Consider the following 13,964-nt stretch of genomic DNA (forward strand, 5'->3'; position numbering starts at 1 on the left):
AGGCGCCCCCCGCGAACCTTGGAAACGATACGGTTCAGCAGCTGTAGTAGAGCTTGAATTCGACCGGGTGCGGCGTGTGCTCGTAGGTTTCGATCTCTTCCATCTTGAGATCGATGTAGCCGTCGATCTGGTCCTTGGTGAAGACGTCGCCCGCGAGAAGGAACTCGTGATCCGCCTTCAGGCAGTCGATGGCCTCGCGCAGCGACCCGCAGACGGTCGGGATGCCCTCGAGCTCCTCTGCCGGCAGGTCGTAGAGGTTCTTGTCCATCGCCTCGCCCGGATCGATCTTGTTCTTGATCCCGTCGAGGCCGGCCATGAGTAGCGCGGCGAAGCACAGGTAGGGGTTCGCCGACGGGTCGGGGAAACGCGCCTCGACCCGCTTGGCCTTCGGGCTTTCGGTCCACGGGATCCGGATGCAGCCCGAGCGGTTGCGGGCGGAATAGGCGCGCAGCACCGGCGCCTCGAAGCCCGGGATGAGCCGCTTGTAGGAGTTCGTCGACGGGTTGGTGAAGGCGTTGAGCGTCTTGGCGTGCTTCAGAAGCCCGCCGATGTACCACAGCGCCTCCTGGCTGAGGTCGGCGTACTTGTCGCCCGCGAAGAGCGGCTTGCCGTCCTTCCAGATCGACATGTTGACGTGCATGCCGGTGCCGTTGTCGCCGGCGATGGGCTTGGGCATGAAGGTCGCCGTCTTGCCGTAGGCCTGCGCCACGTTGTGGATGACATACTTGTATTTCTGCAGCTCGTCGGCCTGCTTGGTCAGGGTCGAGAAGATCAGCCCGAGTTCGTGCTGGCAGGACGCGACCTCGTGGTGGTGCTTGTCCACGGTCATGCCGATGCGCTTCATCGTGGACAGCATCTCGGAGCGGATGTCCTGCCCGTCATCGACGGGCGGCAGCGGGAAGTAGCCGCCCTTGATGCCCGGGCGGTGGCCCATGTTGCCCATCTCGTATTCGGTGTCGGTGTTCCACGACGCGTCGAGCGCGTCCACCTCGTAGGACACCTTGTTCATGCCCACCGAGAAGCGGACGTCGTCGAAAAGGAAGAACTCGGCCTCGGGACCGAAAAAGGAGGTATCGCCGATCCCCGAGGATTTCAGGTAGGTCTCTGCCTTCTCCGCGGTGCCGCGCGGGTCGCGGTCGTAGTGCTCGCCGGTGTCCGGTTCGACGATGGAGCAATGCACCGCGAGCGTCTTCTCGGCATAGAACGGATCGATGTAGCTGCTGTCGAGGTCCAGCTTCATGTTCATGTCGGAGGCTTCGATCCCCTTCCATCCGTTGATGGAGGAGCCGTCGAACATGAATCCCTCGTCGATGAAGTCCTCGTCCACCAGATCGGACATGACCGTGACGTGGTGCATCTTCCCGCGCGGGTCGCAGAAGCGCAGGTCGACGTAGGCCACGTCCTCGTCCTTGATGGTCTTGAGGATGGAGTCCTTGCTCATTCCCTTGGTCCCTTTCGTCTAGATTTGGGCGTTTATCAGATCGCGTCCGAGCCGGTCTCGCCGGTGCGGATGCGGATCGCCTGTTCCACGGGGCTGACGAAGATCTTGCCGTCGCCGATCTTGTCGGTCTTGGCGGCGCTGACGATGGCCTCCACCGCCGCGTCCACCTGGTCGTCGTCGAGAACGACCTCGATCTTCACCTTGGGAAGGAAATCCACGACGTACTCCGCCCCGCGATAAAGCTCCGTGTGCCCCTTCTGCCGTCCGAAGCCCTTGACCTCGATGACGGAAAGGCCCTGCACACCCACCTCCTGCAGTGCTTCCTTCACCTCGTCGAGCTTGAACGGCTTGATGATCGCCTCGATCTTCTTCATCCCGGGGTCTCCCTCGCTTCCCGTGTCACGGCGGTGAGACCAGTTTCGCGCCGGGGCGACAATCGGATAGGCTGAGAGCGCCACGGAGCGGGGAGGGGTTTCCCGTCGCGTGGCGCGGTTTTGTGCGAGGCGCATATAAAATGAGCAGAGTTGAATCGGTGAGCCGGGCGCCCTGCGAGGTGCTGACCGCGGTGCAGATGCGCGCGGCCGAACGCTCGGCCATGGAGGCCAGGGCGGCCACCGGGCTGTCGCTCATGGAGCGTGCGGGCCGTGGCGTGGTGGCAGAGGCGTTCGAGGTCTGGCCCGATCTCGCGGCCGCGCCGCGGCGGGCCTGGGTGTTCTGCGGGCCGGGCAACAACGGCGGCGACGGGTTCGTGGTGGCGCGGCTCCTCGCCGGGCGTGGCTGGCAGGTGGAGGTCGTGCTCTTCGGCGAAGCCCAGAAGCTGCCGCCCGACGCGCGCGCCAACCACGACTGCTGGACCGCAACCGGGCCGGTGCACCGCGCCCCGCCCGAAAGCGCGGCGGCCCCCGATCTCGTGGTGGACGCGCTGTTTGGCACCGGGCTCGGCCGTGCGATCCCAGACGAGATCGTCCGTTGGGGCCGGGTCGTCCGCCGCATGGACGGCGTGCGCGTCCTTGCGGTGGACATCCCGAGCGGGCTTTGCGCCGACAGTGGCGCGGCGCTTGTGCCGGCCGGCCGCCCCGACGCGCCGGCCGGGGACTGCGTGTTCGCGCCCGCCGACCTGACGGTGAGCTTCCATCGGGCTAAGCCCGGACATTTCCTGCGCGACGGCCCGAGGCTCTGCGGGCGGCTTGCGGTGCACGACATCGGCCTGGGCGGGGACGCCGCGACGGGACCGGGCGCCGCCCTGCTTCGTCTCGTGCGCCCCGGATCGCCGACCTTCGCGCCGCCGCGCAAGCGGCCCGAGGCCCAGAAATACGAGTACGGCCATGCGCTCGTCCTGTCGGGCGGGGCGGGGCAGGGCGGTGCGGCGCGGCTGGCCGCGCGCGGCGCGCTGCGCATGGGCGCGGGGCTCGTGACGGTGGGCTGCCCGCCCGAGGCGCGCACCGAGAATGCCGCGCGGCTGGACGCCATCATGCTGCGGGAGGTCGCCGACGCCGACCGCCTCGCGGAACTGCTCGAGAATCCGCGCATCACCGTGCTGTGCCTCGGCCCCGGGCTGGGCACCGGTGCGCGGGAGGCGGCGATCCTCGAGGTGGCGCTTCGCTCCGGGCGCGCCGCAGTTCTTGACGCGGACGCGCTCACGCTGCTGGCGGCGGACGGGACACTGGCGCGGCTCGTCCACGCGGGATGCGTGCTCACGCCGCATGGAGGAGAGTTCGCGCGTCTCTTTCCGGACCTGTCCGAAGCGCTCGACGCGCCACCCGTCAAGGGGCCGGCCGTCTCGAAGGTCGAGGTGGCGCGGCAGGCGGCGGCGCGCCTTGGCTGCACGCTGCTTTTCAAGGGGGCCGACACGGTGATCGCGGGGCCCGGACCCTCCGCGGCCCTGAGCGCGGCGGTCCATGAGCGCGCCGCCCCCTGGCTTGCCACGGCGGGCGCGGGAGACGTGCTTTCGGGCTTCGTCGCAGGGCTTCTGGCGCAGGGGCACGCGCCCCTCGATGCCGCTGCGACGGCGGCTTGGCTGCATCAGGAAACGGCAATCGCTTTCGGTGCCGGCCTCGTGGCGGAAGACCTGCCCGAGATGCTGCCGTCGGTCCTGCGGTCGCTTGGCTGAGCCTCAGCTCTCGGCGGCGGCGGTCATGGCCGAGGCGGCGGCGAGCTCCAGCCCGTCGGCGTAGACGATGTGCGGGCTGTCGAACTTCAGGGTGAAGAGCGTCCACTCCGCCACGCCCTCATCCGTGACGCAGGTGCCGTCCACCAGCCGCGCGGCGGGAATGATCGCCTGCTCCGCGCCGTAAAGCGCCTTCGCCCGCCAATCGCGGATGAGCACGCCCTGGCAGCCCGGCAGCGCCGTGTCGCGGATCGGCCGAAGCTGGCCCATCACGCGGGCCGGAAAGCGGATCCGTCTCATGCGTGCCCTGCGCCACGTCACGGCGCGGAGCGTCGCGAGGCCGCGGTCGCGGGTGATGATGCGGTCGCCCGGGCAGAGATACTCCACCGGGAGTTCGCCGTCCTTGCTGTAGACGATCGCGCCTGCGGGGATGCCCCCCGTTCCGGGCGGCTGGCACAGATCGAGTCCGGCGTCGCTGACGCGACGTGGCTGTCGAGGTCTCATGGGCTGGTCCTGCTTCGCCTGCCTTATTGTTTCTCATCAGAATACGGCAAAATCTGGTTGATGTCGCGGTTTTTCTGGCGCCTTTTTTCCTCTCGCATCCCCAGGGGCGCTTTGCTAGACAGCCGCGAAACGGCGGGGACCCGGCGGGTGCCCTCTCGTTCTATTGGCGGGTGTGGCGGAACTGGTAGACGCACCAGATTTAGGTTCTGGCGCCGCGAGGCGTGGGGGTTCAAGTCCCTCCACCCGCACCAGACAAGTTTGAGAAGGACTGAGAATGCAGGTCACCGAGACTCTCAAGGACGGGCTGAAGCGCGGCTACGAGATCACCGTCACCGCCGCGGAGCTTGACGAAAAGGTCAACGAGAAGCTCGCCGAGGCGCGGCCCGAGGTGGAAATGAAGGGCTTTCGCAAGGGCAAGGTGCCGATGGCGCTGCTGAAGAAGCAGTTCGGCCAGCGCCTTCTGGGCGAGGCGATGCAGGAGAGCATCGACGCCGCCATGTCCGAGCATTTCGAGCAGACCGGTGACCGCCCCGCCGCGCAGCCGCAGGTCCAGATGAAGGGCGAGGACTGGAAGGAAGGCGACGATGTCCTCGTCGAGATGACCTACGAGGCGCTGCCCGAGGTTCCCGAGCCCGACCTCTCGTCGATCTCGCTCGAGCGGCTTGTCGTGAAGCCGTCGGAAGAGGCGGTGGAGGAGGCGCTGCAGAGCCTGGCCGAGAACGCTCAGGACTTCGAGGACCGCGACGCAGGCGCGGCGGCGGAAGACGGCGATCAGGTGGTCATCGATTTCGTCGGCAAGCTTGACGGCGAACCCTTCGAGGGCGGCGCCGCCGAGGATTTCCCGCTGACCCTTGGCTCGGGCAGCTTCATCCCCGGCTTCGAGGAGCAGCTCGCCGGCGTGACCGCGGGCGAGGAGAAGACGATCGAGGTGACCTTCCCCGAGGATTACGGCGCCGAGGCCCTCGCCGGGAAGCTTGCGGCCTTCGACGTCACGGTGAAGGCGGTGAAGGCGCCCAAGGCCGCCGAAATCGACGACGCGCTCGCGCAGCGGTACGGGGCGGACGATCTGGAGGCGCTCAAGGCCCAGATCCGCGAGCGGCTGGAGGCCGAGTATGCCGGCGCTGCGCGCGCGGTCGCCAAGCGGACGCTTCTCGACAAGCTCGACGAGATGGTCGATTTCGAGCTCCCGCCGAGCCTGCTCGAGGCCGAAGCCAAGCAGATCGCGCACCAGCTCTGGCACGAGGAGAACCCGGACGTCGAAGGCCACGATCACCCTGAGATCGAGCCCACCGACGAGCACATGAAGCTGGCCGAGCGCCGGGTGCGGCTTGGCCTGCTTCTGGCCGAGCTGGGCAACCGCGCGGAGATCGAGGTTTCCGATGCGGAGATGACGCAGGCGGTGATGGCGCAGGCGCGGCAATATCCCGGCCAGGAGCGGCAGTTCTTCGAGTTCGTGCAGCAGAATCCGCAGATGCAGCAGCAGCTGCGGGCGCCGATCTTCGAGGACAAGGTCGTCGATTATATCCTCGAGCTTGCCGAGGTCACCGAGCGCGAGGTCGGCAAGGACGAGCTTCAGGCCGCCGTGGAGGCGATGGAAGAAGAGTGAGCTTCGCCCAAGGGCGGAGCTCCGAGGCCCGGGCGGCGCGGGCTGGGGGGCGCCGCCGCACGGGCCCCGCAGCCGGCGTCAGCCGACCACGCGGTGCGGGGCGGGACGCTTCGGCGTCTCGCCGCGACCGGATTTCAGGAGCTCTTCCATGAGTGCCAGCGCGGCCTCCAGCTCCGTCTCGTCCCGTGCGTCACGGATCTGCGCGCGCAGGTAAGCGCACAGCGCGTCGATGCTCGGGGCCGGAGCGTTTTCCTCCGGACTGTCGCCATCCACCACGGCCAGCGGCGGCTGACCCGCCGCGGTCGCTTCGCCGGCGACCCGGCGCGCGACCAGGGCAAGCGCCTCTTCGTCGCTCAGATGCACGTCGTGATGGATGCCCGCGAAGGCACGGATCCGGTTGATCCGCTCTTCGGTGCAATCGAGAAGCGCGGCCATCGCCGTGACCTTGCCCATCGGCTTGGCCGTGCCGAGGTAGTCGTAGGGGGCGCTGTCCGAGCGTTTCAGGATGCGATCGATGATGGGGTCGATCACCGTCACGATGTCCGAGATGCCCGAACGGCGCGCGAATTCGAGCGATCCGATCATCAGTTCGCAGGTCGCGTAAGAGATCGAGTTGCGCGCCTTGCCGCGGCCAAGGCGCTGCGTGTCCACGCAGAAGCGGGTCGATTCCCAGAGCGTCGCGCTGCGCAGCGGCGGCTCGCCGTCTAGAATCGCGGAGAACACGTCGGCCAGCATGTGCGGGCCGGTCGTCTGCAGCGCACGGACGCACGCGACCACATGGCCCTCGTCGTCGAGACCGACCACATAGGCCGGATCGAGCCGGTCGAACTTGTCGATTTCCTTGCCGTCGCTGACTTCCACCTCCCACCCGAGCCGGTCGGCGAAGACACGCGCGCGAAGGCGGAACATGTCGTCCAGAACGTGCTGGAAGCGGTGCTTGTTGATGGCGTCGATGACAATGATCATTTCGGTTTCCCCCGATGTTTCCGTAGAAAAACCTTAGGGGATGGACCGTTCTACTCCATTGGGGAAATCCCGTAGCTCTCTTGCGCAAACGGATCCCCAACGGGCGGGGGCCCTGCGGGTCGCCGCGAGGCGGCGCTCAGCGGGGCTGGATGAGCCCGAGCCCGATCGCGCGGCCGACGGCCTGGGGCGTGGTGAGAGAGTAGAGCTTTTCGCGCGCCGAGCGCAGATGCACCTCTACCGTGCGATGCGAGATCGACAGGATGTCCCCTATGTCCTGCTGCGACTTGCCGGCCGCCGTCCATTGCAGGATTTCCAGTTCGCGCAGGGACAGCGCGGGAAAGCGCAGCGCGCGCGAGAGCACGTCCGACCGCATCACCGTGTCGTGCAGGTGCACGGCCGCCGCCTGCAGATCCGCGATCACGGTGGGCAGAAAGTCATCCCAGTCGGACGGCGTGCAATCGCGCGTGACGCTCAGCATGCCCACCTCGCCGAAGGGCCCCCGGACCGGCACGGTCATGCCGCGATCGGCGATACCGAAGTCATGCGCATCGCGGAAGACGCGGTGGAAGCGCGCGTCGCGCTCGAGGCGGCGCCAGTCCACCGGCGCGATGCTGCGCCCGGCCGCAATGAGCGTCGGGTCGATGTTGTGAAAGCCGTTGCGGACATAGTGGCGCTTCCACGACTCCGGATAGGTCACATGGCCGTGGAGCGTGCCGTTTATGGGGTTGCTGCCGGCATAGGCCGCGTGATCGAAGCCCAGCCTGTCGCAGATCTGCGCAAGGAAATCTTCGAAGCTGCGATCTTCCTCGGAGATCGTTCCAAGGTCGATAGGATCCATCCGGGCTCCGCTGGGTTCGGCCTGGCCCCGGAACCCGGGAGGTCGGGCATGTCTTGTGGCGATCAGGCGCCGAGTCGCTCCGCCGTTCTGTCTGACCCCTCACGGTGCGCCATGGACGCGACGATATCAAGAACGGCCTTCTTCTGCTCTTCGGGAAGGCACAGGAAGTCGCTCACGAGGCGCATGGCGCGGGTATCGCCGAGAAAATCGGCGCGCCCGGCGTCAGATGCCGATCCGACGGGCAACTGTTCGAAGAAATGGACAACCGGGACATCGAGCGCCTCGGCGATGGCCCACAGCCTGGACGCGCTGACGCGATTCTGGCCGGATTCGTATTTCTGGACCTGCTGGAACTTGACGCCGATCCGTCGCCCGAGTTCCGTCTGGCTCATGCCGAGGGCCGCGCGCCGCGCACGCACCCGCTGACCGACCATGACATCCACTGAATTCATATCCATCTTCCCTCGCAGCCTCGGCGGGCAATGTCGGACGGCGAAGAAGATAGGAAGCCAAGGTTCCAATCGAGGACCACAACGTCCCCGTGCCTGAATGAGGCCTTCCCGCCCTACGTTGAAGTAGGTGAGGCATTACATCCTTGGGTAGAGAAAGGCAAGGTGTGAATGCCGGGGACGCGCCCGGCCGCGGGCGCGCCGCGGCCGGGACAGGCGGGCGCCTCAGGCGCCCGGGACGGTGTCCTCGTCCGAGCCGTCCTCGCGGGGCTCGTCCGCATCGCGGCTTTCGCCGCCGACGTCGTCGAGCTCGTCGAGCTGGGCCGCGCCGATGTCGTCGAAGAGCTCGGCAATCTCGAATTCGGCTTGCGCCTCTTCCTCGGCGGCGAGTTCCTGGATCGACTTGCCCGAAGCCTGGACCTCGGCCTCCTCGGGGGAGCGGGCCACGTTCAGCGTGATCCGGGCCTCGACCTCCGGGTGAAGGCGCACGAGGACCGTGTGCAGCCCCAGCTCCTTGATCGGCTTTTCGATCAGGACCTGTTTGCGGACGACCGAGAAGCCCGCCTCGGCCGCGGCGTCTGCGGCATCGCGCGGGGCGACGGACCCGTAAAGCGAGCCGCCGTCCGAGGCCTGGCGAATCACGATGAACTGCTGGCCGTCGAGGCGTTCGGAAAGCGCCTCGGCCTCCTTGCGGGTTTCGAGGTTGCGCGCCTCGAGCTCGGCCTTGCGGGATTCGAAGGCGGCGATATTGGCCTTGGAGGCGCTGAGCGCCTTGCCCTGCGGCAGGAGAAAGTTGCGCGCGAAGCCGGGCTTGACGTCGACGACGTCGCCCATCTGGCCGAGCTTCGCGACGCGTTCCAGAAGGATCACTTGCATCGCTCTCTCCTTATTTCACGGCGTAGGGCAGCAGGGCGAGGAAGCGGGCGCGCTTGATCGCACGGGCGAGTTCGCGCTGTTTCTTCGACGATACCGCGGTGATGCGCGATGGCACGATCTTGCCGCGCTCGGAGATGTAGCGCTGCAGCAGCTTCGTGTCCTTGTAATCGATCTTGGGCGCATTGTCCCCCGAGAAGGGGCAGACCTTGCGACGGCGGAAAAACGGTTTCGCAGCCATTTTCGGAACTCCTTTCCTCGCTCAGCGGCGCTCACGGCGGTCGCCGCGTTCGTCGCGCTTCTGCATCTGGACCGAGGGACCCTCGTCATGGGTGTCGACCTTGATGGTCAGCACGCGCATCACGTCGTCGTGCAGACGCATCAGGCGCTCCATTTCCTGGATGGCCGCGGCGGGCGAGTTCGTCCGCATGAAGCCGTAATGGCCCTTGCGGTTCTTGTTGATCTTGTAGGCCATCGTCTTGACACCCCAGTACTCGGTGTCGACGACCTGGCCCCCGTTGTCCGCCAGGACGGTGCCGAAATGCTCGATGAGCCCCTCGGCCTGCGCGTTCGAAAGATCCTGACGCGCGATCAGGACATGCTCGTAAAGCGGCATGCGTGCTCCGTTTCTGTTCAGGCGCATTTCATAGGGCCGGGCGATCTGCTTCCGCGCCCCGACCCACGAGAGACTGCGCGGCAAAAGAGTGCTTGCGCGGAAGGCGTGTCCCTTGCCACGGATCGACCCTCGGCGCAAGTCCGGCACCCCGGGGAAACGCCGCCGCGCGCGCGGCGCGTCATCGTCGCGGCCTTGCCCCGCATGTGCCCAAAATTCGACGCAGTGTTGAATGAGCTTGGTGGACACAAGACGAGCCACGGAGGATGAGTGATGTCGCTTACCGATCTTCAGAACGCCCGGCCGACGCCGCAGGGCCTCAACCGTCTTTTCTGCAGGGTGCTGGGGGTGGCGCTTCTCACCGCGGCTGCCGGGCTCTGGGTGCTGCCGGGATCCCTCTTCGCCATGGAAACGCTGCTGTTGAAGTTCGGGCTCACGCTCTTCCTGCTTGGCGGCAGCGCGACGCTTCTGGCCGCCCCGCGCTGAGGCGCCGCCTCGGCCGTTGCGCCCTCTCGCCGCGCCCGCTATCTGGGCGCGGGATTGAAGGGAGGGCCGCATGAGCCGGGCATTCGTATTTCCAGGACAGGGCGCGCAGACCATCGGCATGGGGCGCGCGCTGGCCGAGGCCTACCCCGCCGCGCAAGCGGTCTTCGACGAGGTGGACGAGGCGCTGGGCGAGCGGCTGTCGCACCTCGTCTGGGAGGGCGACGCCGGGGAACTGACCCTCACCCGAAACGCGCAGCCCGCGCTCATGGCGACATCGCTCGCCGCGATGCGCGCGCTCGAGGCGGAGGGCGTCGCCGTGACGTCCGCGGCCTACGTCGCCGGCCATTCCCTTGGTGAATATTCCGCGATGGCCGCCGCCCGCGCGCTTTCGGTCGCCGACGCGGCGCGGCTCCTGCGCCGGCGCGGAGAGGCGATGCAGCGCGCGGTGCCGGTGGGCGAGGGTGCGATGGCGGCGCTGCTCGGCCTCGATCTCGACGCCGCGCGGGCCGTGGCGGCCGAGGCCGCCCGGGGCGAGGTGTGCGAGGCCGCGAACGACAACGACCCCGCGCAGGTGGTGATCTCGGGGCACAAGGCGGCGGTGGAGCGCGCGGTGGAGATCGCGAAGGCGCGCGGGGCGAAGCGCGCCGTGCTGCTGCCCGTCTCCGCGCCCTTCCACTGCGCGCTGATGGCGCCCGCGGCCGAGGAGATGGCCGAGGCGCTCGCCGGCGTGGAGATCGCGCCGCCCGCCGTGCCGCTCGTGGCCAATGTCCGCGCAGAGGCCGTCACCGACCCCGACGAGATCCGCCGCCTGCTGGTCGAGCAGGTGACCGGCGCGGTGCGCTGGCGCGAGTCCGTGGCCTGGATGGCCGGCGCGGGCGTCGACGAGTTCTGGGAGATCGGCGCCGGCAAGGCGCTTTCGGGCATGATCCGGCGCATCGCGCGCGAGGCGGGCACGAAACAGGTCGGCACCCCCGAGGAGGTGCAGGCGGTTTCTCAGAACTAAAGGTAAGCAAAAAAACCGAAGCAGAAGTACTTCAAGTATTTTTTAGAGACTTCGGCAGTCTATGTGCGATCCCAGCGGCTGGCTCAAGAGGCAGACGATCATATAGGAATCGTGGACTAACAGCGTTGAAATCTAAGTTGATATACTCCGAAACAATTTTCTCGTAGTTGTCACTTAGCAGGGTGTTCTCCGGTTTCAAATTATGAACGACGCATAACCCGGTTTTTTCAGCGTCGAGAAGATGTATTTCAAGGTCAGGACGGTGATCCAAAAGTGCGACCACAGTCTTCCAAACATCTCCGGTCCACGGACGTTTGGCGGCAAGCTCACCTAGGTCTCGACTTGCCATTGCTTTTGTCGAAGGGCATACGTCGTGCAGCATGATTATGCCTTTCGGGTCCATAGCCGCTTCACAATTCAAGAAGTCTCTTAGCGCAAATTCGAAGTGATGCATGCCATCGATAAAGGCTATATCAGGTTTGGCCTCGATGCGGCGAAGACAATTCCTGGAAAAAATTCGTCGCTTGTCATCTGAAAGAAGTGCATTTCTTCAGCTTCCCGGAAAACGGGGTTCGAAATCCCAAACTCTGGATCAATTGCAATATAATTACAGCCAATTTTTGATAAAGATTTCCCGCTCCTGCTTCCAATTTCGAGATACCATTTTGCATTTTTTGCTTCGACTATTTCTGAAAGTGTAGCTAGATAGTGCTGCCCAGAAATTGTAGGAAACCCTGCATCATGCAACACTCTATTCACTCGCTGAAATTTAAGCGAAGAAAGCAGTTTAGAGATTTTTATCATTCAATTATGTCCAATAGCTGTTCGAGATCACGTGCCGTTCGTTTCGGGCTAATTAACGATGCAAGGTAGCGCATGCGATCGAGCGCCCTCTGCCATTGTTTCCCTCCGAATGCCATTTGTGCTGCCTCGAGGGCGCTTCGTACACTGTCTGAGTCTATTTTGTCCACGAGATATGGGTAATCTGAGCCCAAAAGTGCTTCCGCGTCGTGGGCGGCACGATTAACCAATACCGGTACACAACAACGGGCTGCCGTTACCGCTTTTGTCAAAGGTTTGAAGACCTGAGTGTTCGCCGTTTGGGCTTGCGGCCGGATTGCATAATGAAAGTTTGCCTGTCCAAAAAGGGATAGTCGTTCGGTCATGGCCGGATAGAGGCCTACGTCGACTACCTGAACACGTTCCGCAATCAGTTCGGGAAGGTGAGCATTTTTTGGATCCCCGAAGTAGGCTGGCCTTAACCGATCTGTGGGAGTGCTCGGGTTTTCCGGCAAGCGGTTATCGGGCTGGTGGAGCAGGAGCCCGCAGCGTGCGCCGCGGGCGTCCGAGGCGAGCAGGTAGTTGTCGAGGGCATTTTTTTGGGCAAGGGAGCTTGCAATATGTAGGTCTACATGGCTGAAAGGAGTTTCCGTGATCGGCCGATCGATAGGATCATGTGCGATCATCAAGGCTTTGCCGCGTAAAAGTTCACGTCCACTTGGACTCAGGCGATCAATGGAGTCCTTGACGAAAATGAAAATCGCTCCGGCTGGACGGGTCTTTACCCAAATATACTCTGCTGACTGAAGTGGAAATTTGGGGACGCGCATGATATTAAATGTGAACCGACCAGACCCATGGAGACGCATAATCTCGTTTAGCTGAAAGCAGCGCATTTGGGTCGACCCAAGTCGTCTTGAACTGCCCGTGTATAAGAAGAACACAGGTATCGGTTGCTTGACGTTAGGTCTCATAACGTACTCTGGCGAGATTTAGCATTTTTTGGAGTTTCAATTTCGTGGCTGGGTTTTGCGGATTTAAGAAGATGCTTCTCCCTAGTTGACTTGATCACGGAGGGGCAGACGGTTGATGGCAGGCTTGCGGGGCCGCAATGTGTGCGCTTTGGGGTGCTTTGTGGCTACCTGCGATTTGCTGTACCTAATAAAGAGATGACACGGTCGCGCAGAACGTCGACAGAGTGCTTCTTCGCGAACGCGTGAAGCGTCTGGGGCGAAAACGAGGTGTCGAGGGCGTTCTGCATCTTGCGGGCGAGGTCGTCGGCGTCGTCCATCCGTGCGATCCGCCCGCAGCCCGAGCCTTCGAGCACTTCCACCGCGCCGGGCGTGTCGGTGGCGACGACCGGCGTGCCGTGGGCGAGCGATTCGATGATGACGTTCGGAAATCCCTCCCAGCGGGAGGGCAGAACCGTCAGGTCGGCGCGTCGATATTCGGAGTCCACGTCGGAGACGTGGCCGAGAAAGGTGACGTCCTGGGCGATGCCCAACCGTCGGGCCTGGCGTTCGAGCTGTTCCCGCAGCTTGCCGTCGCCGGCGATCCGCAGCCGCGCGTCGCGCGTGCGGCGCAGCCGTGCGAAGGCGTCGAGCAGGAGGCCCACGTTCTTCTGCTTCGTCAGCCGCGCGACGCACAGGATCGTCGGCGGGCCGTCCGGCGGCAGGCGCTCGGGCGGGGCGTCGGGCACGTCGACCGCGTTGCGGATCACGGTGATCCGCTCGCGCGGCACGCCCCACTTCTCGGCGATCTGCTCGGCCATGCTGTCGGTAAGCGCGATCACGTGATCGGCGCGGGCGTAGCCCTTGCGGAACAGATTCGCTTTGTAGGCGCGCACGGGCCAGAACCGCATTCGGTTGCGCTCCCACGTGTAATGCGCCTCGCGCAGGATCACGCGCGGTTGCGGGTCCACGCCGCGCAGGGCGAGCCGCAAGCCCAGCATGTTCGCCATGTCCACCACAAGGCAGATATCGGGGCGCGCGGCCTCGATGACCCTGCGAAGCCGCGGCCCCACCTGGATGTTGCGGCGCACGTTCAGGACCTCCAGGCGGACGAGATCGCGGCGCAGCCCGAACTGGTCCGCCTGGGGCGCGCGGCCGGTCGCCAGCGTGACCTCGTGCCCCGCCTCGGCGAGGATGTTCGCGTATTTCACCGCGTTCTTGCCGGCGCCGCCCGAAACGGCGCGGACATAGACGACGATGCGAAGGGGGCGCGGCATGTGCACGGTCCGGATGGCTTGGCTGCGCGATACCGCCCGGCCGCGCGGGTTGCAAGTCGCGCGCACCGTCT

At 65.3% G+C, this 13,964-nt stretch carries 17 protein-coding genes and 1 tRNA gene; 5 read left to right on the plus strand and 13 right to left on the minus strand.

The window, feature by feature from the left end:
* Window positions 1–34: 34 nt before the first annotated feature.
* Complete coding sequence (gene glnA / locus AB6A69_RS01450) at window positions 35–1,441, minus strand: type I glutamate--ammonia ligase (protein ID WP_371036501.1); 1,407 nt, start codon at window positions 1,439–1,441, stop codon at window positions 35–37.
* Between the two features lie 35 nt (window positions 1,442–1,476).
* Complete coding sequence (locus tag AB6A69_RS01455) at window positions 1,477–1,815, minus strand: P-II family nitrogen regulator (RefSeq protein ID WP_371036500.1); 339 nt, start codon at window positions 1,813–1,815, stop codon at window positions 1,477–1,479.
* Between the two features lie 140 nt (window positions 1,816–1,955).
* Between AB6A69_RS01455 and AB6A69_RS01460 the strand changes: the two genes are divergently transcribed.
* Window positions 1,956–3,551: an NAD(P)H-hydrate dehydratase gene (locus tag AB6A69_RS01460; protein ID WP_371059356.1), complete on the plus strand. Its 1,596-nt coding sequence runs from the start codon at window positions 1,956–1,958 to the stop codon at window positions 3,549–3,551.
* A gap of 3 nt (window positions 3,552–3,554) precedes the next feature.
* Here AB6A69_RS01460 and AB6A69_RS01465 read toward each other — a convergent pair whose 3' ends face one another.
* Complete coding sequence (locus tag AB6A69_RS01465) at window positions 3,555–4,052, minus strand: Hint domain-containing protein (protein ID WP_371059357.1); 498 nt, start codon at window positions 4,050–4,052, stop codon at window positions 3,555–3,557.
* A gap of 166 nt (window positions 4,053–4,218) precedes the next feature.
* Here AB6A69_RS01465 and AB6A69_RS01470 point away from each other — a divergent pair.
* Window positions 4,219–4,303, plus strand: a tRNA-Leu gene (locus AB6A69_RS01470).
* Between the two features lie 23 nt (window positions 4,304–4,326).
* Window positions 4,327–5,658, plus strand: coding sequence for a trigger factor (gene tig, locus AB6A69_RS01475; protein WP_371059358.1), 1,332 nt, complete (start codon window positions 4,327–4,329; stop codon window positions 5,656–5,658).
* Window positions 5,659–5,736: 78 nt separating this feature from the next.
* Here the strand turns inward: tig and AB6A69_RS01480 are convergent, their stop codons facing one another.
* From AB6A69_RS01480 to rpsF, 6 genes are all read right to left on the minus strand, one after another.
* Window positions 5,737–6,624 carry an acyl-homoserine-lactone synthase gene (locus AB6A69_RS01480; protein ID WP_371059359.1) on the minus strand — a complete coding sequence of 296 codons (888 nt, stop codon included), beginning with the start codon at window positions 6,622–6,624 and terminating at the stop codon, window positions 5,737–5,739.
* 136 nt (window positions 6,625–6,760) lie between these two features.
* Window positions 6,761–7,462, minus strand: a complete 702-nt coding sequence (locus tag AB6A69_RS01485; RefSeq protein WP_371059360.1) for a LuxR family transcriptional regulator — start codon at window positions 7,460–7,462, stop codon at window positions 6,761–6,763.
* Between the two features lie 62 nt (window positions 7,463–7,524).
* A complete protein-coding gene (locus tag AB6A69_RS01490; RefSeq protein ID WP_371059618.1) occupies window positions 7,525–7,896 on the minus strand; it encodes a helix-turn-helix domain-containing protein in 372 nt (123 codons plus the stop codon).
* 240 nt (window positions 7,897–8,136) lie between these two features.
* Window positions 8,137–8,787 (minus strand): 50S ribosomal protein L9, encoded by a 651-nt coding sequence (gene rplI, locus AB6A69_RS01495; protein WP_371059361.1) that lies wholly within the window; start codon window positions 8,785–8,787, stop codon window positions 8,137–8,139.
* Window positions 8,788–8,797: 10 nt separating this feature from the next.
* Window positions 8,798–9,025: a 30S ribosomal protein S18 gene (rpsR, locus tag AB6A69_RS01500; protein WP_020040241.1), complete on the minus strand. Its 228-nt coding sequence runs from the start codon at window positions 9,023–9,025 to the stop codon at window positions 8,798–8,800.
* Window positions 9,026–9,046: 21 nt separating this feature from the next.
* Entirely contained in the window at window positions 9,047–9,400 is a 354-nt protein-coding gene (gene rpsF / locus AB6A69_RS01505; protein ID WP_371036493.1) for a 30S ribosomal protein S6, read from the minus strand.
* 270 nt (window positions 9,401–9,670) lie between these two features.
* On the opposite strand from rpsF, the gene AB6A69_RS01510 reads away from it, so the two are divergent.
* Entirely contained in the window at window positions 9,671–9,883 is a 213-nt protein-coding gene (locus AB6A69_RS01510) for a hypothetical protein (RefSeq protein WP_371059362.1), read from the plus strand.
* Window positions 9,884–9,953: 70 nt separating this feature from the next.
* The gene (fabD, locus tag AB6A69_RS01515) at window positions 9,954–10,886 is read left to right on the plus strand and encodes an ACP S-malonyltransferase (RefSeq protein WP_371059363.1); all 933 of its coding nucleotides are present in this window, start codon (window positions 9,954–9,956) and stop codon (window positions 10,884–10,886) included.
* A gap of 31 nt (window positions 10,887–10,917) precedes the next feature.
* On the opposite strand, the gene AB6A69_RS01520 is transcribed toward fabD, so the two are convergent.
* The 4 genes from AB6A69_RS01520 to AB6A69_RS01535 form a co-directional block, all read right to left on the minus strand.
* Window positions 10,918–11,340: a hypothetical protein gene (locus AB6A69_RS01520; protein ID WP_371059364.1), complete on the minus strand. Its 423-nt coding sequence runs from the start codon at window positions 11,338–11,340 to the stop codon at window positions 10,918–10,920.
* A gap of 14 nt (window positions 11,341–11,354) precedes the next feature.
* Window positions 11,355–11,690 carry a hypothetical protein gene (locus AB6A69_RS01525; RefSeq protein WP_371059365.1) on the minus strand — a complete coding sequence of 112 codons (336 nt, stop codon included), beginning with the start codon at window positions 11,688–11,690 and terminating at the stop codon, window positions 11,355–11,357.
* Complete coding sequence (locus AB6A69_RS01530; RefSeq protein ID WP_371059366.1) at window positions 11,687–12,496, minus strand: hypothetical protein; 810 nt, start codon at window positions 12,494–12,496, stop codon at window positions 11,687–11,689. The genes AB6A69_RS01525 and AB6A69_RS01530 overlap by 4 nt, the downstream gene beginning before the upstream one ends.
* A 308-nt stretch (window positions 12,497–12,804) precedes the next feature.
* On the minus strand, window positions 12,805–13,893 hold the full coding sequence (locus tag AB6A69_RS01535) for a glycosyltransferase (protein WP_371059367.1): 1,089 nt from the start codon (window positions 13,891–13,893) through the stop codon (window positions 12,805–12,807).
* Between the last annotated feature and the right edge of the window lie 71 nt (window positions 13,894–13,964).

The organism is Rhodosalinus sp. 5P4 (genome assembly GCF_041365695.1).
GTDB lineage: Bacteria > Pseudomonadota > Alphaproteobacteria > Rhodobacterales > Rhodobacteraceae > Rhodosalinus.